We start from the raw sequence: 25,042 nt of genomic DNA on the forward strand, positions 1-25,042 counted from the left end.
CATTATTTGCGCTATAGTTCCTTTTGCATAGTCGGCACCTTTTGGATACTAAAGGGCGAGGTGGGATGAAATGACGGCGCAAGCGCCATTAGCGGCGGAAAATAATTTGGCGGCGTTGCCGACGGCGGGCGAACCCTGCCCAATGGTGGACTTCGTCAATCTGGTGTCGGGCAAATGGGCGATACCGATCCTGTACCGGCTGATCGTGATCGACAGCCCGGTACGATTCAGCGAGCTGCAGCGGGCGGTGGCGCCCATTGCGCAAAAAGAGCTGACGCGCCAGCTGCGGCTGTTTGAGCAGCGCGGCCTGGTGACGCGGCAGGTGTATCCCGAAGTGCCGCCGCGGGTGGAGTATCAGGTCACCGCGCTCGGCAAATCGCTGCGGCCGACGCTGGACTCGCTGGCCGAGTGGATGCGTCGGCACGCGCCGCAGCTGATCGGCGGCTAGTCGCCGATGCCCGGCGGGTTGATGGCGGAGCGCTCGACCTTTTCGTCGCCTTCGCCCCAGCGCTCCAGCACCTGCGCGTATTCGCCGCTGACGATGACGCCGTTGATGGCGGCGTTGATGGCGTTCACCAACCCATTGCCTTTCTTGCTGGTAACCGCGACGTAGGCCACGCTGGGGCCGATGCCGACCATTTTGGTTTTGCCGGTCAGCGCCGCCTTGTAGGCGCCGGTGGAGTGGGGGCCGAAGAACGCGTCGGCGCGCCCGGACTGAATGCTCAGGTTGGTGGCGGCGTCGTCGGTCACATAGATCGGCTGCACCGGCGGCAGCCCGGCGGCGCGGTTCTGCTTATCCCACCCCAGCAGAATGTTTTCCTGATTGGTGCCGGATCCGACGATGATCCGCAGCCCGGCGACGTCCTGCGGCCGGTTGATCGAGGTGATGTGGCTGGTGGATTTGACGTAAAAGCCCAGCGTGTCCACCCGATAGGTCGCGAAGTCGAATTTGGTCTTGCGCTGTTTGGTGACGGCGATGTTGAAGATCGCCGCATCGTATTTGCCGGCGCTGATGCCCAGCGGCCAATCTTCCCAGGAGGTGGGCACCAGATTCAGCGCCAGCCCGAGGCTGTCGGCCACCAGGCGGGCGATGTCCGGATCGCTGCCGATCAGCGTTTTATTGTCTTCGGCGAACAGCGCCAGCGGCGGGGAGTTCTCGAACGCCACCGCCACCGTCAGCTTGCCGGGCACCGCAAAGTGAAAATTCGCCGGAATCAGTGCGATAGCGGCCGGGTTCGGCTCTGCGCGTATCGGCTCTCGGTTAGCCTGCAGATCGATACCGCCCGCCGGGGCGGCCTGAACGGCGGCGCTCAGCAACAGCGCGCACAGCGCCGAAATCCTCAGTGGCATAACACCCTCTACTCTTTGCTAATCATGGGGTTACTATTGGCGGCGGCATGGGGCAAGTAAAGCAACAATAGTGAATAACCAAAGTGAAAAGATGCACAAGCGGGGCGCCGGCCTGCGCGAATCTGCAGCACTCGACGCGGAAAGTGCGCAATCAGGTTGAAAGCAGTAGAATTTGTCACTCATACTGCGTACAGCTAATTGTGTAAAAAGGAACGCCAGATGGCCGAAGAAACGATTTTCAGTAAAATTATCCGACGCGAAATCCCTGCTGATGTGGTTTATCAGGATGAACTGGTCACCGCTTTCCGTGACATCTCCCCTCAGGCACCCACCCATGTGCTGATCGTTCCCAACGTGCTGATCCCAACCGTCAACGACGTGACCGTGGAGCACGAAGCCGCGCTGGGCCGCATGATCACCGCCGCGGCGAAGATCGCTGAACAGGAAGGCATCGCCGAAGACGGCTATCGTCTGATCGTCAACTGCAACCGCCACGCCGGTCAGGAGGTCTATCATATTCATATGCACCTGGTCGGTGGCCGCTCGCTGGGGCCGCTGTTGTCACGTTAAGCGAGGAAATCATGCGCGGTAAAAAAACTCTGCGTGGTCTGGTGGCGTTGGCGTTGCCCGCCGCGTTGCTGATGGGGTGCAGCTCGCCGTCCGGCATCGCGGTCAATCAACGCCAAACGGTGGTGATGGATCCTTCGGTGCTGACCGCCGGCATTTTGGCCGATACGCCCTCGATTTCGAACGCCTCCGGGCGGGTGATGGCGACCTCGGTGCTCAACAACAGCCAATCGACGCCGGTCACCGTGCATTATCGTTTCTATTGGTACGACGCGCAGGGGCTGGATATTCGCCCCTTCGAGAAACCGCGCGAGATCGTCGTGGCGCCCGACTCGGACGCCAAAATCTACTCGATTAACGGCAACCTGGACGCCAAAAGCGCGCGTCTGTATCTGTACCTGTAAGCGCTTGCCAGGTTTGGAGAAAAAGCATGAAAAAGTACGTCTTAGTGGCGCTGGCCGCATTAACCCTGAGCGGCTGTCTGTCGCGTCCGCCTGAGCCGGATCAGCCGCTGCCGCCGGTCACCGTCGAGCCAGATCAACCGAAGCCGCCGGTCGAGCAGCCACAGCCGCCAACCACCGAGCCGGTGCCGCAGCCGCCGAAAATCCAGCAGCTTGACTGGCTGGGCAGCGTTCAGCCGCTGGTGGGGCAGATGCTGAAGGCCGATGGCGTCACGGCCGGCAGCGTGCTGCTGCTGGACAGCGTCAAGAACAATACCAACGGTTCGCTGCAGATGGGCAAAGCTACCGCGGCGCTGTACAAGGCGCTGGCGTCGAATTCCACCTTCAGCGTGGTGCCGGAAGCGAAGCTGACCAGCGCCCGACAAACGCTGGGCCTGTCGGCGGATGACAGCTTCGGTTCGCGCAGCAAGGCGATTGGCCTGGCGCGTATCGTCGGCGCGCAGTACGTGCTGTACAGCGACGTCAGCGGCGACGTGAAGTCGCCGGCGTTGGATATGCAGCTGATGCTGGTGCAAACCGGCGAGATCGTCTGGTCGGGCAATGGCGCCGTTAAACGCTGAGGCCGCGCTGCGACGATTGATGGAAACCAGACTGCCGGCGGTGAATACCGCCGGTTGTCATTTCAGCCCGGTGCAGGGGCTGACCGGCGAGAGCTGGCGCATCGACGGCGCGGGCATCACGCTGTTGGCGCGGCAGCACAGTGCGGAAAAACGCGCGCTGGGCGTGAGCCGCCGGCGGGAAGCGCGGGTCTTGCGCCGCTGCGCGCTGGGGCTGGGGCCACGGGTTTTCGCACAGAATAATCAGTGGCTTATCCTTGAATGGCTCGAAGGTGACGTCGTCACAGATGCCGAGTTTGCGGCGCTGAATCAGCGTGGCGAGCTGGCGGCGATGGCGGCGGAACTGCACCGGCGGCCGCTCAGCGGTTACCGACTGGATCTGCGACGGCAGTTCCGCCGCTACTGGCAGCAGCTGGATAGGCGGCGTTTAACCCCTGACTGGCTGCGCCTGCAGCGTCATTTTTTACGCAGCGCCTTACCACGGCCGCTGCGCCTGGCGCCGCTGCACATGGACATCCATCCGGGCAATCTGCTCGCCACCGGCGAAGGGCTGCGGCTGATCGACTGGGAATATGCCGCCGACGGCGACGTGGCGCTGGATATCGCCGCGCTGTTTCGCGGCAACGGTTGGTCGGCCGGCCAGCAGCAGCGCTTTTTGCAGCACTACGCGCGCCAGGGCTATCACGACGTCGCCCGGCTGCAGGCGCAGGTGCACCGCTGGCTGCCGTGGGTCGATTATCTGATGCTGCTGTGGTTCGAAGTGCGCTGGCAGCAGAGCGGCGATGCCGAATTTTTGCGCTGGGGCGCGGCGGTGCGCCGGCGGCTTTGTTTATCACCATCCGAATTCTGAACGAACAATAATGAAGTGAGGTGCCCGTGGGCCCAGTAATGCTAGATGTCGCCGGCTACGAGCTGGATGCAGAAGAACGCGAAATTTTGAAACACCCGCTGGTTGGCGGATTGATCCTGTTTACCCGCAACTTCCACGATGCGGAGCAGCTGCGTGAGCTGGTGCGCCAGATCCGCGCCGCCTCGCACGATCGGCTGGTGGTGGCGGTGGATCAGGAGGGCGGGCGCGTACAGCGCTTCCGCGAGGGCTTCACCCGCCTGCCGGCGGCGCAGTCGTTCGCCGCGTTGCACGATGCGCAGGAAGGCGGCCGGCTGGCGCAGGAGGCCGGCTGGCTGATGGCGGCGGAAATGATCGCACAGGATATCGACATCAGTTTTGCGCCGGTGCTGGACATCGGCCACGGCAGCGCGGCGATCGGCGAGCGTTCGTTCCACAGCGATCCGCAGCAGGCGCTGGCGATGGCGGAACGCTTTATCCTCGGCATGCACAGCGCCGGCATGAAAACCACCGGTAAACACTTCCCGGGGCACGGCGCCGTCAGCGCCGATTCGCACAAGGAAACCCCGCGCGATCCGCGGCCGCTGGCGCAGATCCGCGAGCACGACATGGCGATCTTCCGCGAGCTGATCAACCGCCAGCTGTTGGACGCCGTCATGCCGGCCCACGTCATCTATACTGAAGCGGACCCGCGTCCGGCCAGCGGCTCGCCTTACTGGCTGCAGCAGATCCTGCGTCAGGAGCTGGGCTTCGACGGCGTAATTTTCTCCGACGATCTGTCGATGGAAGGCGCCGCCATTATGGGCAGCTACGCCGAGCGCGGCCAGGCGGCGCTGGATGCCGGTTGCGACATGATCCTGGTGTGCAACCACCGCGAAGGTGCGGTCAGCGTGCTGGATAACCTGTCCCCGGTCAAAGCAGAGAAGGTGAAGCGGTTATATCATCGCGGTCAGTTCACCCGTCAGGAACTGCGCGACTCCGAGCGCTGGCAGCAGGCGCACAAGGCGCTCAGCGCGCTGAGCGAACGCTGGGAGGAGCACAAGCAGCGTTCGCAAGGGTGAATCCAGGCGCCGCATCGCGGCGCAGAGCGGAAATGATGAGGGCCGCGCCCGCGGCCCTTGGCTTGTTGCGAGGATCCACATGATTATCTATTTGCACGGCTTCGATTCCACCAGTCCCGGCAATCATGAAAAGGTGTTACAGCTGCAGTTTATCGATCCGGACGTGCGCTTCATCAGCTACAGCACGCTGCATCCGCGTCACGACATGCAGCATCTGTTGAAAGAGGTGGACAAGGCGGTGCAGCAGGGCGGCGACGCGCACCCGTTGATCTGCGGGGTCGGCCTCGGCGGCTTCTGGGCGGAGCGAATCGGCTTCCTGTGCGGCATTCGCCAGGCGATGTTCAACCCCAATCTGTACCCGGAAGAGCATATGCACGGCAAGATAGACCGGCCGGAAGAGTATCGCGATATCGCCACCAAGTGCGTGGAGGATTTCCGCGAGAAAAATCGCGATCGCTGTCTGGTGGTGCTGTCGCGGCACGACGAGGTGCTGGATAACCGGCGCAGCGCCGAATTGCTGCATCACTACTACGAAATCGTCTGGGATGAACAGCAGACGCACAAGTTCAAAAACATCTCACCCCATCTGCAGCGGATCAAGGCGTTCAAGGCGCTGGGTTAACAGTTTCATAACGCCGCCGCGAGCCGCGCCCACCGTTTTGTACCGACGGAAAGTGCGGCTTTTTTGTACGCCAAGGTAAAGTTTTTCGTGGCAATCGGCAAAATTTAAAACTGTGACTCAGCGCTAACTATTTGAATCACAATCCCCAAAAAATCCCCGCGTCCAGCCTTTAACCAAAAAAATTTGATGTACGTCAATTTTGGTATGACCAAATAACCTCACATGTTATTCTGGCCTTAGAGAGCCGATTTATTTTAAGCGAACCCTATGTATTCTAAGGATATTATTTATTTACCCTGGAATAACAAATGGTTCACATTTAGGGGGTTATTTTGACAACGCCAAAGAAGAAAATCGTTATTGTTGGCGGCGGCGCCGGTGGCTTGGAGCTGGCGACCAGCCTGGGCCATAAACTTGGCCGCAAGAACAAAGCGGAGATCACGCTGGTGGATCGCAACCACAGCCATTTGTGGAAACCGCTGCTGCACGAAGTGGCGACCGGTTCCCTCGATGACGGCGTGGATGCGCTCAGCTACCTGGCGCACGCGCGCAACCACCATTTCAGCTTCCAACTGGGGTCGTTGACCAACATCAACCGCGAGACGCAAACGCTGCAGCTGGCGCAGATCTGCGACGAGCAGGGCGGCGAGCTGGTGCCGGCGCGCGAACTGCCGTACGACATCCTGGTGATGGCGCTGGGCAGCACCTCGAACGATTTCGGTACGCCGGGCGTGAAAGAGCACTGCATCTTCCTGGATAACCCGCATCAGGCGCGCCGCTTCCACAACGAAATGCTCAACCTGTTCCTGAAGTTCTCGGCGCAGCCGGGGCAAAAAGAGCGGGTCAACATCGCCATCGTCGGCGGCGGCGCCACCGGCGTTGAGCTGTCCGCCGAACTGCACAACGCGGTGAAGCAGCTGCACAGCTACGGTTTCGAAGGCCTGGACAACAGCGCATTGAACGTGACGCTGGTGGAAGCCGGCGAGCGCATTCTGCCGGCGCTGCCGCCGCGCATTTCCGCTGCGGCGCACCAGGAGCTGATCAAACTGGGCGTGCGCGTGCTGACCAACACCATGGTGACCAGCGCCGATGCCAAAGGCCTGAACACCAAAGGTGGCGAGTTCATCGATGCCGATCTGATGGTATGGGCGGCCGGCATCAAGGCGCCGGACTTCATGAAAGACATCGGCGGCCTGGAAACCAACCGCATCAACCAGCTGGTGGTGGAGCCGACGCTGCAGACCACGCGCGATCCGAACATCTTCGCCATCGGCGACTGCGCCTCCTGCCCGAAAGAGGGCGGCGGTTTTGTGCCGCCGCGCGCTCAGTCGGCGCACCAGATGGCCTCGCGCTGCGCCACCAATATTCTGGCGCTGATGAACGGCCAGACGCTGAAGCCATACGTGTATAAAGACCACGGCTCGCTGGTGTCGCTGTCGCGCTTCAGCACCGTCGGCAGCCTGATGGGCAACCTGATGCGCGGTTCGATGATGGTGGAAGGGCGCATCGCGCGCTTCGTTTACATCTCGCTGTACCGCATGCACCAGGTGGCGCTGCACGGCTACATCAAAACCGGCCTGATGATGCTGGTAGGCGGCATCAACCGGGTGATCCGCCCGCGTCTGAAAATGCACTGATCCTGCCTTTGTCGACCAACCCGCGCCGGTTCGCCCGCGCGGGTTTTTTTTATGGCGGCGCGAGGCGAACGGCGGCGGTTGCTTGATTCTTCAGCATAAGCTGTCGTTAGTATGGGTAAAATTCTTAAGATTCCTCCTAAACAGCGGCGAAACGGCCGTTTTCCCGCATTTTTGGTCCCCTTGTCTTATTGCGGGCCCTCAAATCATTGTGCAGACTTTACCTCGTTTACAGACGGCGCGTCGCGCACGCCGTAAACCGGGATACCGCAAGCCGCCCATGCGCAAAATAATAAGCGCGGTGCAGCCGGTCACAGACCCCGGACAAAATGCGTGGTAACACTTTCAGGAGGTTTCCTGTGAACAAGTCAATGTTAGCCGGTGTTGGGATTGGTATCGCTGCCGCTCTGGGGATTGCCGCGGTAGCCAGCCTGGACGTCTTTTCTGCCGGTCCGCAGTACGCGCAGGTGCTCGCCGCAACGCCGATTAAAGAAACCATCAAAACGCCGCGTCAGGAATGCCGCAACGTCACCGTTACGCACCGTGCGCCGGTACAGGATGAAAACCGCATCGCCGGCTCTGTGCTGGGCGCAGTGGCGGGCGGCGTGATCGGCCACCAGTTCGGCGGCGGTCGCGGGCGCGACGTGGCGACCGTGGTCGGCGCGCTGGGCGGCGGCTATGCCGGCAACCAGGTGCAAGGGGCGATGCAGAACAACGACGTCAGCACCAGCGTTCAGCAGCGTTGCAAAACGGTCTACGACAAGTCCCAGAAAATGCTGGGTTATGACGTGACCTACAAGATCGGTAATCAGCAGGGCAAGATCCGCATGGATCACGATCCGGGCACGCAAATCCCGTTGGATAAAAACGGCCAGCTGGTGCTGAACAGAGCCTGATCGCCACATTCGAATTAAGCCCGCGGGCAGTGTTAGTTCTGATCGTTTAACCCGGTTAAGCGAGCGGCGTTAACATTGACGCGGGTTTCTGTTTTCTGCCTGCCCAAAAATTTGCGATCGTTCTAATGTCTGCGTGCGATATCACTGGGCAAAACTTCAAAAAAGCCCCCGCGTTTGTTATATTATTGTGCAATTAAGCGGTGTGTTCGGTGCCAATCGCCGCACCGGTAAAACCCGAGTATTTCGTCTCGCAGAGATAACGACATGTTAGATTTTCGCTTTCCGACAGCGTTGCAAATGGTCCTTAGCGTCGCCGTAGCTGAGAAGCAGGGCATGCGTTCGACGAGCGCCACCCTCGCCGCCGCTCTGGAAGCCAACCCCAGCTTTATCCGCAAACTGATGGTCCCGCTGACCAAAGACGGCATCATCGTTTCCACCCTGGGCCGAAACGGCTCTATCCACCTTGGCCGCCCGGCGGAAGAGATCACCCTGCGGGACATCTATCTGGCGGTGATCGACGACAAGCGCATCTGGGCTTCCCGCCCTGAAGTGCCGGCCCGCTGCCTGGTGAGCGCCAACGCCTGCTGGTATTTCAAATCGGTGGTGAACGAGGCCGAGCAGGCTTCGCTTGCGGTGCTGGCGCGCCACACCGTGGCCGATTCGCTGGCCGAACTGGAGCGGGGCGACAAGCGCGCCTGCGCGGAATACGCCGCCGAGCAAGAGGCCGAAGCCGCCGGTAAATAATCGCGGATCGCATGCATAAAAAAGGTCGGGCAATGCCCGACCTTTTTGCATGTTAAGACGATGATTACGCCGTCTGCGGTTGCGCTTTGCGTGCCACCAGGCGCCGCAGGGTGACGTAGAACACCGGCGTCAGGAACAGCCCGAACAGGGTGACCCCCAACATGCCGGAGAACACCGTGATGCCGGTGACGCCACGCACCTCGGCGCCGGCGCCGTGGCCGAGGATCAGCGGGATGGTGCCGGCGATGAAGGCGATGGAGGTCATCACGATCGGCCGCAACCGCAGGCGACAGGCCTCCAGCGCCGCCTCGACGATGCCTTTGCCCTGCATTTCCAGCTCGCGGGCGAACTCGACGATCAGAATGGCGTTTTTGCAGGCCAACCCCATCAGAACGACCAGCCCGACCTGCACGAACACGTTGTTGTCGCCGCCGGTCAGCCACACCCCGAACAGCGCCGACAGCATGGTCATTGGCACGATCAGGATCACCGCCAGCGGCAGCGTCCAGCTCTCATACAGCGCCGCCAGCGCAAGGAACGCCAGCAGCACCGCCACCGGGAATACCACCAGCGCGGCGTTGCCCTGGGTCGATTGTTGGTAGCTCAGATCGGTCCACTGGATATTCATGCCGTTCGGCAACAGCTTGCCGGCCATCTGCGTCAGCGCGCCCATCGCCTGGGTTGAAGAGAGCACGCGCGGATCGGCGTCGCCGATCAGGTCTGCCGCCGGGAAGCCGTTATAGCGGATCATCGGATCCGGGCCGTAGGTGGTACCGATGCTGACCATACTGCCGATCGGCACCATTTCGCCCTTGTCGTTGCGGGTGCGCAGGTTGGCGATGTCCTCCACGCTGTCGCGGAACTGGCCGTCGGCCTGCGCCATCACCTTCCAGGTGCGGCCGTAGCGGTTGAAGTCGTTGATGTAAGACGAACCGAGGTAGGTCTGCAGCGTGCTGAACAGCGCATTAAGCGGTACCCCTTGCGCCTTGGCCTTGTCGCGATCGATTTTGGCGTCCAGCTGCGGCACGTTGGCCTGATACGAGGAGATCGGGAACCCCATCCCCGGCGTTTGCATAATGGCGCCGGACATGGTGTTGATCGCCGTTTGCAACGCGCCGTAGCCCAGCCCGGCACGATCCTGCACGTACAGCGAATAGCCGGAGCCTTGGCCAATGCCGAGGATCGGCGGCGGCATGATTGAGAAGGCGAAGCCTTCCTGAATCTGTGAAATGCGCGCGTTGATCTCGGCGTTGATCTGCGCCGCGGTGCGGGTACGGGTGCTCAACGACTCCAGCGCGAAGAACACCGTGCCGGTATTCGGCGTATTGGTGAACTGCAGCGCATTCAGGCCGGGGAAGGCCACCGCATCGGTGACGCCGTCCACGCTCAGGCCGATGGCGCTCATCTTGCGGATCACTGCATCGGTGCGCTCCAGCGAGGCGCCTTCTGGCATCTTAACGCCGCCGATCAGGTACAGCTTGTCCTGCGTCGGGATAAAGCCGCCGGGTACGGTCTTGAACATCACGCCGGCGGCGGCCAGCAGCAGCAGATAGACGACGAACACCGCGCCGCGCCGGCCCAGCACGCGGGAGACGCCGCGCTGATAGCGTTGCGAGCCGCTGGCGAAGAAGCGGTTGAACGGCCGGAACAACCAGCCGAACAGCCGGTCAATCAGGCGTGACGGCAGATCTTTCGGCGCGCCGTGCGGTTTAAGCAAGCGCGCCGCCAGCGCCGGCGACAGGGTCAGCGAGTTGATCGCGGAGATCACCGTCGAGATGGCGATGGTGACGGCGAACTGTTTGTAGAACTGACCGGTGACGCCGGAAAGGAACGCCATCGGCACGAACACCGCGCACAGCACCACGGCGATGGCAATGATCGGGCCGGAGACCTCGCGCATCGCCTGGTGCGCCGCCGCCAGCGGCGACAGCCCCTCTTCGATATTACGCTCGACGTTTTCCACCACCACGATAGCGTCATCCACCACGATGCCGATCGCCAGCACCAGTCCGAACAGGCTGAGGGTATTGAGCGAGAAGCCCAGCATATACAGCGCGGCAAAGGTGCCGACCACGGAGATCGGGACCGCCAGCAGCGGAATGATCGAGGCGCGCCAGGTCTGCAGGAACAGAATGACCACCAGCACCACCAGGATCACCGCTTCCAGCAGGGTATCCACTACCGCGCGGATCGAATCGCGTACGAACACCGTCGGATCGTAAGGCGATTTCCAGCTCATGCCGTCCGGGAAGCGGGTCGCCAGCTCGGCCATCTTGCCGCGCACCGCGTCAGACAGCTCGATGGCGTTGGCGCCCGGCGACTGGAAGATACCGATACCGACCGCATCCTTGTTATTGAGCTGGGCGCGCAGCGCGTAGCTGCCGGAGCCCATTTCGATGCGCGCCACGTCGCGCAGCCGCACGATCTCGCCGTTGTCGCCGCTCTTGAGGATGATGTTGCCGAACTCTTCTTCGGTTTGCAGGCGGCCCTGGGCGTTGATCGACAGCAGATAGTCGCTGCGCGTCGGCATCGGCTCCGCGCCGAGCTGGCCGGCGGAGACCTGCACGTTTTGCTCCTGCATGGCGCTCACCACGTCGGAGGCGGTCAGGCCACGCGCGGCGACCTTGTTCGGATCGAGCCAGATGCGCATCGCATACTCACCGGCGCCGAAAATCTGCACCTGGCCGACGCCCGGCAGACGGGCGAGCTCATCCTTGACCTTCAGGGTGGCGTAGTTGCGCAGGTACAGCGAATCGTACTTGCCGGAAGGCGAGACCAGATGCACCACCAGCGTCAGCGCCGGGGACTGCTTCTGGGTGGTGATGCCCTGGCGGCGCACGTCTTCCGGCAGGCGCGCTTCGGCCTGCGCCACGCGGTTTTGCACCTGCACCTGCGCCTGATCGGGATCGGTGCCGGGGCGGAAGGTGACGGTGGTCACCAGCACGCCGTCGGAACCGGCGACCGATTTCATGTACATCATGTTTTCGACGCCGTTGATCGCTTCTTCCAGCGGCGTGGCCACCGTTTCAGCGATCTCTTTCGGGTTGGCGCCCGGGTATTCGGCGCGCACCTGCACGCTGGGCGGCACCACGTCCGGGTACTCGCTGATCGGCAGCAGCGGGATGGCGATCGCCCCAGCGACAAAAATCAGGATCGACAGCACCGCGGCAAAGATCGGCCGGTCGATGAAAAAACGGGAAAAGTCCATGGGTCAGAAGTCTCTGCTGGGAGCTTAGTTAAGTGCGGAGGCGATAGGGTTCATGGCGACGGCTTTCGCGTCGACCGGCATGCCCGGCATAAACACTTTCTGCATGCCGTCGACGATCACCCGATCGCCGTTTGCCAACCCTTTCTGCACGATGCGCAATCCTTCGGCCATGCGGCCCACGTCGATGTCGCGGCGCTGCGCCTTGCCGTCTTTATCGACGATGTAAACGAACTTGCGGTTCTGGTCGGTCATCACCGCTTTATCGTCGATCAGCATGGCGTTGAACTCGGCGCTGCCGGGCATCTGTACCCGGGCGAACAGCCCCGGCGTGAAGCGGCGCTCGCGGTTGTCGAGCAGGGCGCGCATGCGGATGGTGCCGGTCCCGGCGTTCAGCTGGTTATCGGTGAAATCCACCAGCCCCTGATGCGGGGTGCCGTCTTCGCCCACCAGGCCGACTTTCACCGGCAGGCGCGCGTCGTGCCGGCCCTGCTGCTGATAGCGCAGGAAGGTGGCTTCATCCACGTCGAAATAGACGTAGACCTTGTCGAGCGACACCAGCGTCGTCAGCACGCTGGCGCTGTCGCCGGTGGTGACCAGGTTGCCGGCGGTGATCATTGCGCGGCTGGCGCGCCCGTCAATCGGCGCGGTAACGCGGGTAAAGTCGAGATTCAGCTGCGCCATGTCGAGCTGGGCCTGCGCTGCTAGCACGTTGCTTTGCGCCTGCGCGGCGGACGACCGGCGCTGCTCCCAGACTTCTTGAGAGATGGCCTGAGTGCCGATCAGTTTCTCGGTGCGCGAGGATTCGCTGCGCGCCAGGGCGGCCTGGTTGCGAGCTCGCACCAGCTCCGCCTGCGCCTGTTCGCGCGCGGCGCGGTAGGTGCGATCGTCGATGGTGAACAGCACCTGGCCTTTCTTCACCTCGTCGCCTTCGGTGTAGTTGACCCGCTCGATGTAGCCGGAGACCCGTGGGCGCAGCTGCACGCTTTGCACCGCTTCGACCCGGCCGTTGAAGGCATCCCATTGGCTGATGGGCTTGACCACCACGCTGGCGGCGCTGACCACCGGCGGCGGTGGCGGGGCGTTGTGCGCGACGCTGTTGTCGCACCCGGCGAGCAGGGCGGCCAACAGCGCCACCCCGGAGAGCCGCTGGCCCAGAGCGACGGCGCGCGTGCGGCCGCCGGCGTTGAACGATGAGTTTGGTTGATTTGCCATTATTTTTATTCCGATAAGTAAGCGCGGTCAGGCCCCATACCCGGCCCTGTTCTCCGGGATTCGCCCCCGCGCCGGCGTGCGGCGAGGGGGCGGCTGCGCCCAGCAGCGGCGCAGCGTTAGGTTTTGAAACACATTGGTGTCACATTAATGTATCAATATCGGTTACATTAATTGGGTGGAGTATAGTGGCGGCTTTCTGGTAAATGCAATAATAAAAATTGCATTTAAAGCGAAACTGTTGCAACGTATGTGCATCGGGCAGAGGGTGACCCTGCCGAATGATGGGAGCATCAGCATGAACACTACGGGCTTTATTACCGATTTGAAGGCGTGGATCGACAACAATCTGGAAGAGAAACTGGATATCAACACCGTGGCGGACCGCGCGGGCTATTCCAAATGGCATCTGCAGCGCATGTTCAAGCGCCAGACCGGCTACGCGCTGGGGGAGTATATCCGCATGCAAAAACTGAAAGTGTCGGCGGAGCGCCTGGCCAACAGCGGCGAGCCTATCGTCAGCGTGGCGATTTCGCTCGGCTTCGACTCACAGCAGTCGTTCAACCGCAGCTTCAAACGCCAGTTTGGCCAAACGCCGGGCGACTGGCGCCGCGCGTTGGCACAGCCGGCGTCCATGGGGCGCACGCACCACTGAGCGGTTGGGCAGTGGGGATAAAAAAGCCTGAATTTGCGTTCGGGCTTTTTGTCTTTACCCGTGGGGATTCAAAAGTTGTCGCAACTGCCTGACTTCGCCACCGTGTCGCTGTCGCGGCAGAATATGCGAATCGCCTCGTTGAGGGAGTTTGAACGAGAAGGCGTCCAGTAGTTTTCAATGACCAGGTAGCGAACGGTGTGCTGGCGGGAGTGGAAACCAAGGACGTCAAATATGCCTTCAATAGCGGCAAGTACAGGGTTCGACGAGTCGATTTCATAGCGAATATCGACGATGGCCGCCTCCGGCGCCATCCAGGTGCGATTGGAAAGCGGCGGCACGCGAAACTTGAATGACGAGTTCGCGGATAGGCGCTGGCCATCAAGCTCTTTAAATTCAGCGGCGGGAACATAGCTCTGGTTGCCGCCCGGCAAGGTAATCTGCCCTTTTTCGTCGCGGGTGGCATACACATCCTCGGTGACTTTGTAGATCACTTGCTGGACGTCGGGGGGAATGATGCGGAAGGATTTTACGGTACGATCCGAAGGCGTGTCATTCGTCAGTTGGAACTCATAGGCTCTTCCGACGGATTGAACGAAAGCTAATGAAACGCTGCCGGCGAAGTACTGATAGGCGGCGCCCAATATCGCCACGAGAATCCCAGAGCCTACCAAAAATGCCGATACTTTCGCCAAACGGTTATTCGATTTTTCTTTAACGGGGCCTGTCTTTGGCCGCGGGGCATTGCCTTTCTTCTTACGCGCCACGTTTCTCCCTTGCATTACGCATTGGCCTATCTTTATGAGGGCATTATGGTCGACAGCTTATGCCGCTGTCGAGGGGCTCCCTCCCGGTCGGTGCGCTATGCATACAAAAAAGCCCGAACTTTCGCTCAGGCTTTCTCGTTAGAATATGGCGGTGAGGGAGGGATGGATTCGCTGCGCTCACCCTGCGGGCCGCCGTTGGCGGTCCAAAACGCAGGCGTTTTGTCGAACCCTGTCGAGGGTTCTCACCCTCCCGGTCAGTGCGCCATGCATACAAAAAAGCCTGAACGTGAGTTCAGGCTTCTTCGTAGAATATGGCGGTGAGGGAGGGATAGATTCGCTGCGCTCACCCTGCGGGCCGCCGTTGGCGGTCCAAAACGCGGGCGTTTTGTCGAACCCTGTCGAGGGTTCTCACCCTCCCGGTCGGTGCGCTATGCATACAAAAAAGCCCGAACTTTCGCTCAGGCTTTCTCGTTAGAATATGGCGGTGAGGGAGGGATAGATTCGCTGCGCTCACCCTGCGGGCCGCCGTTGGCGGTCCAAAACGCAAGCGTTTTGTCGAACCCTGTCGAGGGTTCTCACCCTCCCGGTCGGTGCGTTATGCAAACAAAAAAGCCTGAACTTTCGCTCAGGCTTTCTCGTTAGAATATGGCGGTGAGGGAGGGATTGATTCGCTGCGCTCACCCTGCGGGCCGCCGTTGGCGGTCCAAAACGCAAGCGTTTTGTCGAACCCTGTCGAGGGTTCTCACCCTCCCGGTCGGTGCGCTATGCATACAAAAAAGCCTGAACTTTCGCTCAGGCTTTCTCGTTAGAATATGGCGGTGAGGGAGGGATTCGAACCCTCGATACACTTTCGCGTATACACACTTTCCAGGCGTGCTCCTTCAGCCACTCGGACACCTCACCATATTTTTTTGTTGCGAAATCATCGCTGCAACGGGGCGCTACTATAGGGAGTGGGGCCGATCCGGTCAAGAATAATTTCTGTGTTTTTGTTCGTCCGCTCAAGCCGTGCGCACTTTGCTGAAAACTGCGGCGAACGGCAGGGCAGATGTCATGAATGGGCGAGAAAATTAGCGGTAAGGTTCGTGGATAACCGGCGGAAATGGGGATCACTGTCGCAGAGGGGGAAAGATGCTCGCCCCTCTCGGCGGTGCACCATGCAAAAAAAAAGCCTGGACGTGAATCCAGGCTTTCTCTTTGAATTTGGCGGTGAGAGAGGGCTTGATTCGCTGCGCTCACCCTGCGGGCCGCCGTTGGCGGTCCAAAACGCAGGTGTTTTGTCGAACCCTGTCGAGGCTTCTCGCCCCTCTCGGCGGTGCACCATGCAAAAAAAAGCCTGGACGCGAATCCAGGCTTTCTCTTTGAATTTGGCGGTGAGAGAGGGGTTCGAACCCTCGATACACTTTCGCGTATACACACTTTCCAGGCGTGCTCCTTCAGCCACTCAGACACCTCACCGTTTTGTTGCCGAAAACGCGTTGCGCTGTCGACGGGCGCTAATGTAGGAGAATCTGATCTCAGCGTCAACCCTCTTATTTCATTCTCATGACTGTTTAGCCAAACTTGCAGCAATTTGCTGATTTACCGAACGATATTCCCACTCGCGACCGCCGGCGGGCAGGGCAGGCAGCGGTTGGAATCCATGAAAGACGATTGGTTGACCTTTTTCTGTACAGATGGCTCAATATATCGCCAATGAGGTTGGGTTGTTTGCTGTTATATGCATTAATACTGGATTATTAGTCAGATGTGTCGCTAAATGGAATCATGTCGGCGCGGCGTTTTTGGCAAGGAATATCACGACGCCGCGCAGATTGCCGGGTGACAGGCCGGCGATATCGCAGACAGGGACAGACTCATTACATAATAATGCAGTAGAGGTTCGTTTTGACTCCTTCAGATGCCATGCCGGCGCCGCAAGCGCGCCACGCCATTCCCCCCGGTGCGGGGGCACTGTTCTTCATCCAGATCTTCGCCACGCTCGGCTTCGCCGTGCTTTACTCTACGCTGGTGCTGTACGCCACCAAGCGGCTGGGCTTCAACGAAAGCAGCGCCAACGCCATGATGGGCGTGTTCGGCGCCTTCAACTATGGCCTGCACATGTTCGGCGGTTACCTCGGCGGTCGATTCCTCAGTAACCGCAATCTGTTCGTGCTCGGCATGGTGCTGCAGGTGATCGGCTGCGCGCTGATTGCCGTCGCGGGCGTGTGGGGGCTGTACTGGGGGCTGGCGATGTTCCTGACCGGCAGCGGCCTTAACGTCACCTGCATCAATATGATGCTCACCCAGCGTTTCAAGCCGGACGATGATCGGCGCGAATCGGCGTTCCTGTGGAACTACGCCGGTATGAACCTCGGGTTCTTCGTCGGCTTTACCGTCGCCGGGTATTTCCAACTGACGGAAAACTACCGCGCGCTGTTCCTGTTCGCCACGCTGGGTAACGCGGCGGCGATCATCGTCGCCGTCTGCCGCTGGCGCATTCTGGCGGATCTCAATACCCCGCTGCACGACGCCAGCCGCAGCCAATACCGTTGGCGCATGCTGGTCGGGCTGGCGGTGCTGGTGGCGCTGGTGCCGATTATCCGCGTGATGCTGACCCATGCCGAGTTCAGCGGCCACTTCGTGATCGTGCTCGGCGCGCTGATCTTCCTGATGCTGTGCGTGGTGACGCTGCGCCACCATCCGCGCGATGAGCGCCGCAGAATGGCGGCCTATCTGATCCTGGCGCTGGGCTCGCTGGTGTTTTGGGCGCTGTACCAGCTGGCGCCGATGGGGCTGATGCTGTTCTCCGAGCACAACATCAACCTTAACGTTTACGGCATTCAGGTGGCGCCGCAGTGGATCCAGAACATCAACACGCTGGTGATCGTGGTGGGCGGCCCGCTGCTGGCCTGGTGGTTCAACCGCCTGCGCGCTCGCGGTTGCAACATCGACATTCCGCTGCAGTTCTCCGGATCGCTGTTCTGCATCGGCTTGGGCATGCTGGTGCTGCCGCTGGGTATCAGCATGGCGGGCGGCGACGGGCTGGTGGCATTCAAATGGATCGTTATCAGCTATGTGCTGCAAAGCGTCGGTGAATTGATGATCTCGCCGATCGGCTACGCCATGATCGGCAAGCTGGCGCCGCCGCGCTATCAGGGCGTGATGATGGGCTGCTGGATGATGGTGACCGGCGTCGCCTCGGTGCTGGCGGGCTACGTCTCGGGCCTGATGCCGGAAAACAGCGGCAGCACGCCGCTGCAAACCAACCCCGGCTACAGCGAAATCTTCAGCGCGCTGGGCTGGGGGGCGACGGGCGTCGGCGTGGCGATGCTGATTTTAATTCCGCTGCTGCGGCGCCTTATCCGGCGCGACGGCCCGTCTGCCGCCTGATTCGCTAATATGTACAACAGCCCCACTGGTCGGGGCTGTTTTTATTTTGGGCTTTAACGCTTGCATCCGGCGGCGAATCGCGGAAGGCTGGAGGAAAACCAATAAAAACAAACGGGAGCCCGCAGTATGAACATCATTTATTACCACCCCTTGTTTAACGCCCAGGAATGGCTGGCCGGCATCAAGCAACGCCTGCCGCAGGCCGAGATCCGCGAGTGGCAGCGTGGCGACGAGCGGCCAGCCGATTACGCGCTGGTGTGGCGCCCGCCGCACGAAATGCTGGCCAACCGCCGCGATCTGAAAGCGGTGTTCGCCCTCGGCGCCGGCGTTGACGCGATCCTCGATCAGGAGCGAAAGCACCCCGGCACGCTGCCCGCCGGCGTACCGCTGCTGCGGCTGGAGGATACCGGCATGGCGCAGCAGATGCAGGAATATGCGTTGAGCTATGTGCTGCGCTATTTCCGTCGTTTCGACGAGTATCAGGCGCTGCAGCAGCGGCAGGAGTGGCAGCCGCTCGATCCGCACTCGCTGGATGATTTTACCATCGGCATCCTCGGCGCCGGCGTGCTGGGGCAGAGCGTGGCGCGCAAGCTGACCGAGTTTGGCTTTAGCGTGCGCTGCTGGAGCCGCAGCGCCAAACAGATCGATGGCGTGCAAAGCTTCGCCGGGGAGGCGCAGCGCGCGGCCTTCCTCGACGGCGTCAAATTGGTGATCAACCTGCTGCCCAATACGCCGGAGACCGTCGGCATCCTCAACCGCGAGCTGTTCGCGCAGTTGAGCACGGGCGCCTATCTCATCAACATCGCGCGCGGCGCGCATCTGGTGGAGGCCGATCTGCTGGCGGCGCTGGAGCAGGGGCAATTGGCCGCCGCCACGCTGGACGTGTTCGCCCGCGAGCCGCTGCCGCAGGATCACCCGTTCTGGCGTCATCCGCGTGTCACCATTACCCCGCATATTGCTGCCATCACGTTGCCGCAGCAGGCGATGGATCAGATCGCCGCCAACATCCGCGCGCTGGAGGCGGGGCATGCCCCGGCCGGTGTGGTAGACAGGCAGCGGGGGTACTGATCCTTCAGCCGCCGTTCGGTAACTGATAAGCTGTTATCGTCATCGCGCCTGTCCGTACCTTTGCGGGCGGGCCCTCTGGAAGGAGAAACAATGTACCCCGTTGATTTGCATATGCACACCGTCGCCAGCACCCACGCCTACAGCACGCTGCACGATTACATCGCCGAAGCCCAGCAGAAAGGCATCAAGCTGTTCGCCATCACCGATCACGGCCCGGACATGGCCGATGCGCCTCACTACTGGCACTTTATGAACATGCATGTGTGGCCGCGCCTGGTGAACGGCGTGGGCATCTTGCGCGGCATCGAAGCCAACATCAAAAACCTGCAGGGCGACATCGACTGCACGGGCCCGATGTTGACCGCCACCGACGTAATCATCGCCGGTTTCCATGAGCCGGTGTTTGCGCCGCAGGATAAAGCGTCCAATACTGAAGCGATGATCGCCGCAATGGCGCAGGGGGACGTGCATATCATCAGCCACCCCGGCAACCCGCGCTACCCGATCGACATTCCCGCCGTCGCGGCGGCGGCGGCCAAATACGAGGTGGCGCTGGAGCTGAATAACTCGTCGTTCACCCACTCCCGCAAGGGCAGCGAGGCCAACTGCCGGGCGATCGCCGCCGCGGTGCGCGATGCCGGCGGCTGGCTGGCGCTGGGCTCGGATTCGCACGTCGCCTTTTCGCTGGGTAACTTTGAGCACTGTGAGCGCATTATCGAAGAGGTGGGCTTCCCGCAGGAGCGCATTCTCAACGTCAGCCCGCGCCGGTTGCTGGACTTTCTCGAGCGGCGCGGCAAGCCGGCGATTGCGGAATTGGCCGATTTGTGACATCGTCCCGGCAAAATTTTCCGTATTGTATAAGGCATTATCATGAATGAGTTTTCCATTGTCTGCCGCGTGCTGGGTACGCTGTTCTACCGTCAGCCGCAGGATCCGCTGCTGGTGCCGCTGTTCGCGCTGATCAAAGAGGGCAAGCTGCAGCAACATTGGCCGCTGGAGCAGGATGACCTGCTGAAGCGCCTGCAGCAGGGCTGCGACGTCAACCAGCTGGCGACCGACTTCAACGCGATGTTCGTCGGCAGCGAATGCAGCGTGTCGCCGTTCCGCTCCGACTACGTTGAAGGTGCCAGCGAGGCGGAAGTGCGCACCTTCCTCCAGCAGCGCGGCATGCCGCTGGCGGAGGCGCCGGCCGACCATTTCGGCCAGCTGCTGCTGGCGGCGTCCTGGCTGGAAGATCAGTCGCAGGAAGATGAAGCGCAGGCGCAGATCGCGCTGTTCGACGAGTTTCTGCTGCCGTGGTGCGGCCGCTTCCTCGGTAAAGTGGAAGCGCACGCCACCACCGGTTTCTACCGCACGCTGGCGCTGATGACCCGCGACGCCATCCAGGCGATGCGCGACGAGCTGGCGGAGTACGAGCAGGACGACGAAGCGGGCGACGAAGAAGCGTAACGCCGCAGCTTATCCCGGCGGGCCGCCCGGCCCGCCGATCCGCTAAACACAGGTTTGCATCCCCCAGACGTAAATTGACAAAAGATCCCCTAATCTGGCGGTTTACCGTCGGTTCGGCCGCGCCTGCGCGCCGCGCTTTTTCACGCAAGGGGTAGATGATGAAAAGTAACTGGATGCAGCAGATTCAAACGTTGATCGGGCAGAAGGCCGGCGCGATGGGCGGAGCAGAAGGCATCGGCAAGCTGCTGGCGCCCACGGCGCTGGGCGGCCTGGTCGGCGTGCTGTTGGCCAACAAATCCTCGCGCAAGCTGGTGGGCAAGTTCGGCAAAAATGCGCTGATCGTCGGCGGCAGTGCGGCGGTGGGGGCGGTGCTGTGGAACAAGTACAAGCAGCGGGTGAAGGAGACCCATCAGGGCGAACCGCAGTTCGGTTTGCAAACCACCCCGGTGGATCTGCGCGCCAAACGCTTGGTGCAGGCGCTGGTGTTCGCCGCCAAGAGCGACGGCCATATCGATGCCGACGAGCAGCGCGCCATCGATCACAGCCTGGCGCAGCTGCAGGTGGGGGAGGAGGCGCAGAGCTGGGTGCAGGAAGCGCTCGATCAGCCGCTCAACCCGGAATTGATCGCCCGCAGCGTGCAAAACGAAGACGAGGCGCTGGAGGTTTACTATCTGAGCTGCCTGGTGATCGACGTCGACCACTTTATGGAGCGCGGCTACCTCGATGCGCTGGCGCAGGCGCTGAAGATCCCGGCGGACGTCAAGCAGGGCATCGAGAGCGACGTCAACGAGAAAAAACGCGAGCTGGCATAGCGCCGCTTGGCAAGCCGGGGGGAATCGTGTCACTCTTGCCGCAATCTATGTAAGCGGATGATTTAGCAATGATGACCCCACCGAAAGCGGAAAAACGCCCTTATCCCATCACCATCCACGGCGACACGCGCGTGGATGACTATTACTGGCTGCGCGACGACGAGCGCGCAGACCGCCAGGTGCTGGACTACCTGCAGGCGGAGAACGCCTACACCGATGCGATGCTGAAACCGCAGCAGGCGCTGCGCGAAACTCTGTACGAAGAGATGGTGGCGCGCATTCCGCAGCAGGAACATTCGGTGCCTTACGTGCGCCACGGCTATCGCTATCAGACACGCTATGAGCCGGGCAACGAATACGCGATTTCCGTGCGCCAGCCGCAGGCCGAGAGCGAGCACTGGGAGGTGCTTATCGACGGCAACCAGCGCGCCGAGAACCACGAGTTTTACACCCTGGGCGGGCTGGACGTCAGCCCCGACAACCAGCGGCTGGGGGTGGCGGAGGATTTCCTGTCGCGCCGCCAGTATGACATTCGCTTCAAGAACCTGACCGACGGCAGCTGGGCGGACGAAGTGCTGGAGAACACCTCCGGCAGCTTCGAGTGGGCCAACGACTCCTCGACGGTGTACTACGTGCGCAAGCACGCCAAGACGCTGTTGCCGTATCAGGTCTATCGTCACGTGGTGGGCAGCGATCCGCAGCAGGACGAGCTGATTTACGAAGAGCGGGACGATACTTTCTACGTCGGGCTGGAGAAGACCACCTCCGAGCGCTTTATCCTGATCCACCTGAGCAGCACCACCACCTCGGAGATCCTGCTGCTGGACGCCGATCGTGCGGACGCCAAGCCGCAGCTGTTCGTGCCGCGCCGCAAGGATCATGAGTACGCCATCGATCACTATCACCAGCATTTCTACATCCGCTCCAACAAGGACGGCAAGAACTTCGGCCTGTACCAAAGCGAACAGGCGGACGAAGCGCAGTGGCAGACGCTGATCGCCCCGCGCGCCGACGTGATGCTGGAGGGCTTCAGCCTGTTCCGCGACTGGCTGGTGGTGGAGGAGCGCAGCGCCGGCCTGACGCTGCTGCGCCAGATCCACTGGCAGACTGGCGAAGAGAAGCGCATCGCCTTCGACGATCCGACTTACACCACCTGGCTGGCGTATAACCCGGATCCGGAGACCGCGCTGCTGCGCTACGGCTATTCGTCGATGACCACCCCGACCACGCTGTACGAGCTGAACATGGACAGCGGCGAGCGGACGATGCTCAAACAGCAGGAAGTGAAGAACTTCACGCCGGAAAACTACCGCAGCGAGCGGGTGTGGGTGAAGGCGCGCGACGGCGTCGAGGTGCCGGTCTCGCTGGTGTATCGCCAGGACAGCTTCCAGCGCGGCGCCAACCCGCTGATGGTGTACGGCTACGGCTCCTACGGCAGCAGCATGGATCCGGCGTTCAGCGCCAGCCGCCTGAGCCTGCTCGATCGCGGTTTCGTGTTCGTGCTGGCGCACATTCGCGGCGGCGGCGAGCTGGGGCAGTTGTGGTATGAAGACGGCAAGCTGTTCAACAAGCAGAACACCTTCAACGATTTTATCGACGTGACTGAAACGCTGGTCGCCCAGGGATACGGCGACGGCAAGCGGATGTTCGCCATGGGCGGCAGCGCCGGCGGCCTGCTGATGGGGGCGGTAATCAACCAGGCGCCGCAGCTGTTCCACGGCGTGGTGGCACAGGTGCCGTTCGTCGACGTGGTGACCACCATGTTGGACGAGTCGATCCCGCTGACCACCGGCGAATACGACGAGTGGGGCAACCCGAACGAGCAGGCCTATTACGACTACATCAAGCAGTACAGCCCGTACGATCAGGTGAAGGCGCAGGCATACCCGCATCTGCTGGTGACCACCGGCCTGCACGATTCGCAGGTGCAGTATTGGGAGCCGGCCAAGTGGGTGGCCAAGCTGCGCGAACTGAAAACCGACGATCGGCAGCTGCTGCTGTATACCGACATGGATGCCGGCCACGGCGGCAAGTCCGGGCGCTTCAAGGCCTATGAGGATATTGCGCTGGAGTACGCCTTCATTCTGGCGCTGGCGGAGTAACGGCATTCGGCGGGCGGCCTCTGTGCCGCCCGCCGTGTTAGCCAATCAGATAGTATTTCAGCGTGTGCTTCATGTCCGGGCTCAGATCGTCGATGGATTTCAGCATCCAGCGCAGATAGCCGGGATCTTCCTGGGCGATGCGATCGATCTCCTGCCCGCGATATTTGCCGAATTTGAACTTCTTCAGCAGCACCGGTTGTTCGGTGATCTGCACCATTTGCTCCGGCGTCCAGCCCGAATCCTTGATGATGCGTTGCAGCAGCGCGGCGGTGACGTAGCAGTCATACAGCGCGCGGTGCGGGTACAGCGTGGCGTCCGCCGGTAGCTGCACGTCCAGTTTCAGCGCATAGCGCAGATACTGGTTGCCGTACTTGATGTCCGGATACAGCGTGCGCGCCAGCTTGAGGGTACATATCCAGGCGCCGTTCATCTCCGGCAGCACGCCGCGATCGAAAGCGGCGTTGTGCGCCACGTAGTAGGGGCTGCCCTGATAGCGGCCGATCGCCACCGCGATGCGCGGTTTGCCTTCCACCATTTGCTCGGTGATGTGATGAATCGCCATCGCGTCGAGGCTGATGGGGCGATCCGGGCTGACCAGATCGCTCATCGGGTTGGTCAATTGACCGTCGAGCAGATCGAGGGAGGCCACTTCCACCACGCCGCCGTCCAGCCCGCAGGTCTCGGTATCTATTACGCGTAACGTCATGTTTTCCTCCGCGTTGCCGTCAGCCCTCAGCTTAACCGGCACAGGCGGCCGTGCCAACCGCACCCTCACTACAGGCAATAAAAAACCCGCCTTGGCGGGTTTAATGACGGATGGAAGGACGCTTACTCACCAGACGGATGCGCTTTTTTGGCGCGTTTCTCCGCACGTTTCTCAGCTGGGGTTTTCAACGGCTTCTTCTTCGCATTCTTTTTGCTATCCATTCCCTTACTCATGATGGCCTCTCGTTACCTATGATTGGGTGGCTTGCTCAGCCATTAACCGCCTAAAGCCAAGAGGATGCAAGCGGCAAAGTGCAGGTTTAGGTTAACCGGCTGTTTGTGCATGAAATTTTGTTTTTGGATGACCGGGTGCTAAAAATAAATATTATGTTATAATGTTACACTTTTGGTGTTGGGAGAGCGCAATGACAGTCATGACGTTACCGGATGCGCAGCAACTGCTGGCCATGCCGGATTCTGATTATATGAACTCGGTTCAACGGGCGTTTTTCCGCCAACGGTTGCAGGACGAGCGGCAAAAGTTGCTGCTGCACATCGATGAGCTGAAAAAAGAGATCGACGGCGGTGAAGCGACGGGCGATGAAGCCGACAAGGCGGCGCGCGAAGAGGATCTGCGCCTGCTGTTCCGCCAGTTGGATCGCGAAAGCCGCCTGCTGCCGAAAATCGACGCGGCGCTGGCGCGATTGCAGAACGGCGAGTACGGCTACTGCCGGGAAACCAGCGAACCTATCGGGCTGGCGCGCCTGCTGCTGCGCCCGACGGCGGAGCTGAGCATCGAGGCGAAAACCGCACAGGAGATGCGTGAGCCGCATATGCGCAAAGGTGGCTAATTGAGTCCCGCCGGGGGGGCGAATGTGCCCCTCAACCGATCGGACCTGTGGGCATTTTGCAGGCAGGTCGTTGTGATTTTGAGCAAACGCGCGCCGAGTTCTCGGCGC

Annotated in this window: 23 protein-coding genes, 2 tRNA genes and 4 other RNA genes; 18 read left to right on the forward strand and 11 right to left on the reverse strand. The window is 61.2% G+C overall.

All coding sequences use genetic code 11. The features are described 5' to 3' along the window. Positions 1 to 70 precede the first annotated feature (70 nt). Positions 71 to 448, forward strand: a complete 378-nt coding sequence (locus V8N38_RS09790) for a winged helix-turn-helix transcriptional regulator (protein ID WP_147839435.1) — start codon at positions 71 to 73, stop codon at positions 446 to 448. Here V8N38_RS09790 and V8N38_RS09795 read toward each other — a convergent pair. After that, the gene (locus tag V8N38_RS09795; RefSeq protein WP_100396550.1) at positions 445 to 1,350 is read right to left on the reverse strand and encodes a transporter substrate-binding domain-containing protein; all 906 of its coding nucleotides are present in this window, start codon (positions 1,348 to 1,350) and stop codon (positions 445 to 447) included. The two genes, V8N38_RS09790 and V8N38_RS09795, sit on opposite strands and share 4 nt — an antisense overlap. Before the next feature lie 219 nt (positions 1,351 to 1,569). Between V8N38_RS09795 and hinT the strand changes: the two genes are divergently transcribed. From hinT to V8N38_RS09840, 9 genes are all read left to right on the forward strand, one after another. Then, positions 1,570 to 1,920 (forward strand): purine nucleoside phosphoramidase, encoded by a 351-nt coding sequence (gene hinT, locus V8N38_RS09800; RefSeq protein ID WP_004928776.1) that lies wholly within the window; start codon positions 1,570 to 1,572, stop codon positions 1,918 to 1,920. A gap of 11 nt (positions 1,921 to 1,931) precedes the next feature. Further along, on the forward strand, positions 1,932 to 2,321 hold the full coding sequence (locus V8N38_RS09805; RefSeq protein ID WP_060419506.1) for a YcfL family protein: 390 nt from the start codon (positions 1,932 to 1,934) through the stop codon (positions 2,319 to 2,321). Positions 2,322 to 2,347: 26 nt separating this feature from the next. Next, on the forward strand, positions 2,348 to 2,938 hold the full coding sequence (gene lpoB / locus V8N38_RS09810) for a penicillin-binding protein activator LpoB (RefSeq protein WP_049202785.1): 591 nt from the start codon (positions 2,348 to 2,350) through the stop codon (positions 2,936 to 2,938). Further along, the gene (gene thiK / locus V8N38_RS09815) at positions 2,919 to 3,785 is read left to right on the forward strand and encodes a thiamine kinase (RefSeq protein WP_147839434.1); all 867 of its coding nucleotides are present in this window, start codon (positions 2,919 to 2,921) and stop codon (positions 3,783 to 3,785) included. The genes lpoB and thiK overlap by 20 nt, the downstream gene beginning before the upstream one ends. 38 nt (positions 3,786 to 3,823) lie before the next feature. Next, positions 3,824 to 4,843 carry a beta-N-acetylhexosaminidase gene (gene nagZ, locus V8N38_RS09820; protein WP_033646434.1) on the forward strand — a complete coding sequence of 340 codons (1,020 nt, stop codon included), beginning with the start codon at positions 3,824 to 3,826 and terminating at the stop codon, positions 4,841 to 4,843. Between the two features lie 79 nt (positions 4,844 to 4,922). Then, positions 4,923 to 5,465 (forward strand): alpha/beta hydrolase YcfP, encoded by a 543-nt coding sequence (gene ycfP / locus V8N38_RS09825; protein WP_033638056.1) that lies wholly within the window; start codon positions 4,923 to 4,925, stop codon positions 5,463 to 5,465. 332 nt (positions 5,466 to 5,797) lie between these two features. Beyond that, positions 5,798 to 7,102: an NAD(P)/FAD-dependent oxidoreductase gene (locus V8N38_RS09830; protein ID WP_004928794.1), complete on the forward strand. Its 1,305-nt coding sequence runs from the start codon at positions 5,798 to 5,800 to the stop codon at positions 7,100 to 7,102. Positions 7,103 to 7,458: 356 nt separating this feature from the next. Then, a complete protein-coding gene (locus tag V8N38_RS09835; protein WP_168166356.1) occupies positions 7,459 to 7,995 on the forward strand; it encodes a glycine zipper 2TM domain-containing protein in 537 nt (178 codons plus the stop codon). A gap of 264 nt (positions 7,996 to 8,259) precedes the next feature. Then, a complete protein-coding gene (locus V8N38_RS09840) occupies positions 8,260 to 8,739 on the forward strand; it encodes an RrF2 family transcriptional regulator (protein ID WP_015377469.1) in 480 nt (159 codons plus the stop codon). Positions 8,740 to 8,803: 64 nt separating this feature from the next. Here the strand turns inward: V8N38_RS09840 and sdeB are convergent, their stop codons facing one another. Together sdeB and sdeA are read right to left on the reverse strand one after the other, a co-directional pair. Beyond that, positions 8,804 to 11,947: a multidrug efflux RND transporter permease subunit SdeB gene (sdeB, locus tag V8N38_RS09845; RefSeq protein ID WP_147839433.1), complete on the reverse strand. Its 3,144-nt coding sequence runs from the start codon at positions 11,945 to 11,947 to the stop codon at positions 8,804 to 8,806. A gap of 24 nt (positions 11,948 to 11,971) precedes the next feature. Beyond that, entirely contained in the window at positions 11,972 to 13,159 is a 1,188-nt protein-coding gene (sdeA, locus tag V8N38_RS09850; RefSeq protein ID WP_075335070.1) for a multidrug efflux RND transporter periplasmic adaptor subunit SdeA, read from the reverse strand. 295 nt (positions 13,160 to 13,454) lie between these two features. Between sdeA and V8N38_RS09855 the strand changes: the two genes are divergently transcribed. Further along, on the forward strand, positions 13,455 to 13,811 hold the full coding sequence (locus V8N38_RS09855; protein WP_004928813.1) for a helix-turn-helix domain-containing protein: 357 nt from the start codon (positions 13,455 to 13,457) through the stop codon (positions 13,809 to 13,811). Between the two features lie 68 nt (positions 13,812 to 13,879). Here the strand turns inward: V8N38_RS09855 and V8N38_RS09860 are convergent, their stop codons facing one another. From V8N38_RS09860 to V8N38_RS09890, 7 genes are all read right to left on the reverse strand, one after another. Continuing rightward, complete coding sequence (locus tag V8N38_RS09860; RefSeq protein ID WP_127554731.1) at positions 13,880 to 14,575, reverse strand: hypothetical protein; 696 nt, start codon at positions 14,573 to 14,575, stop codon at positions 13,880 to 13,882. 146 nt (positions 14,576 to 14,721) lie between these two features. Beyond that, positions 14,722 to 14,841: non-coding RNA, RtT sRNA (locus V8N38_RS09865), on the reverse strand. 46 nt (positions 14,842 to 14,887) lie between these two features. After that, positions 14,888 to 15,007, reverse strand: a non-coding RNA gene (locus V8N38_RS09870) — RtT sRNA. Between the two features lie 47 nt (positions 15,008 to 15,054). Next, positions 15,055 to 15,174: non-coding RNA, RtT sRNA (locus V8N38_RS09875), on the reverse strand. 47 nt (positions 15,175 to 15,221) lie between these two features. After that, positions 15,222 to 15,341: non-coding RNA, RtT sRNA (locus V8N38_RS09880), on the reverse strand. A gap of 47 nt (positions 15,342 to 15,388) precedes the next feature. Then, positions 15,389 to 15,478 (reverse strand) — tRNA-Ser (locus V8N38_RS09885). Positions 15,479 to 15,943: 465 nt separating this feature from the next. Beyond that, positions 15,944 to 16,033 (reverse strand) — tRNA-Ser (locus V8N38_RS09890). A 447-nt stretch (positions 16,034 to 16,480) separates the two neighbouring features. On the opposite strand from V8N38_RS09890, the gene V8N38_RS09895 reads away from it, so the two are divergent. From V8N38_RS09895 to V8N38_RS09920, 6 genes are all read left to right on the forward strand, one after another. Then, positions 16,481 to 17,947: a peptide MFS transporter gene (locus tag V8N38_RS09895; RefSeq protein ID WP_049202801.1), complete on the forward strand. Its 1,467-nt coding sequence runs from the start codon at positions 16,481 to 16,483 to the stop codon at positions 17,945 to 17,947. Between the two features lie 126 nt (positions 17,948 to 18,073). Beyond that, positions 18,074 to 19,015 (forward strand): glyoxylate/hydroxypyruvate reductase GhrA, encoded by a 942-nt coding sequence (gene ghrA / locus V8N38_RS09900; protein ID WP_060419491.1) that lies wholly within the window; start codon positions 18,074 to 18,076, stop codon positions 19,013 to 19,015. 90 nt (positions 19,016 to 19,105) lie between these two features. Continuing rightward, complete coding sequence (locus tag V8N38_RS09905; protein WP_049202798.1) at positions 19,106 to 19,843, forward strand: phosphatase; 738 nt, start codon at positions 19,106 to 19,108, stop codon at positions 19,841 to 19,843. Between the two features lie 42 nt (positions 19,844 to 19,885). Next, a complete protein-coding gene (locus V8N38_RS09910) occupies positions 19,886 to 20,464 on the forward strand; it encodes a molecular chaperone (RefSeq protein WP_019455786.1) in 579 nt (192 codons plus the stop codon). 158 nt (positions 20,465 to 20,622) lie between these two features. After that, positions 20,623 to 21,276: a tellurite resistance TerB family protein gene (locus V8N38_RS09915; RefSeq protein ID WP_060440713.1), complete on the forward strand. Its 654-nt coding sequence runs from the start codon at positions 20,623 to 20,625 to the stop codon at positions 21,274 to 21,276. 68 nt (positions 21,277 to 21,344) lie between these two features. Beyond that, a complete protein-coding gene (locus tag V8N38_RS09920) occupies positions 21,345 to 23,378 on the forward strand; it encodes a S9 family peptidase (RefSeq protein ID WP_147840285.1) in 2,034 nt (677 codons plus the stop codon). Between the two features lie 37 nt (positions 23,379 to 23,415). On the opposite strand, the gene exoX is transcribed toward V8N38_RS09920, so the two are convergent. Next, positions 23,416 to 24,084: an exodeoxyribonuclease X gene (exoX, locus tag V8N38_RS09925; protein WP_147840284.1), complete on the reverse strand. Its 669-nt coding sequence runs from the start codon at positions 24,082 to 24,084 to the stop codon at positions 23,416 to 23,418. Between the two features lie 424 nt (positions 24,085 to 24,508). On the opposite strand from exoX, the gene dksA reads away from it, so the two are divergent. Next, on the forward strand, positions 24,509 to 24,934 hold the full coding sequence (gene dksA / locus V8N38_RS09930) for an RNA polymerase-binding protein DksA (RefSeq protein WP_147840283.1): 426 nt from the start codon (positions 24,509 to 24,511) through the stop codon (positions 24,932 to 24,934). The last annotated feature ends 108 nt before the right edge of the window (positions 24,935 to 25,042 follow it).

This window comes from Serratia nevei (assembly GCF_037948395.1).
Classification (GTDB): domain Bacteria; phylum Pseudomonadota; class Gammaproteobacteria; order Enterobacterales; family Enterobacteriaceae; genus Serratia; species Serratia nevei.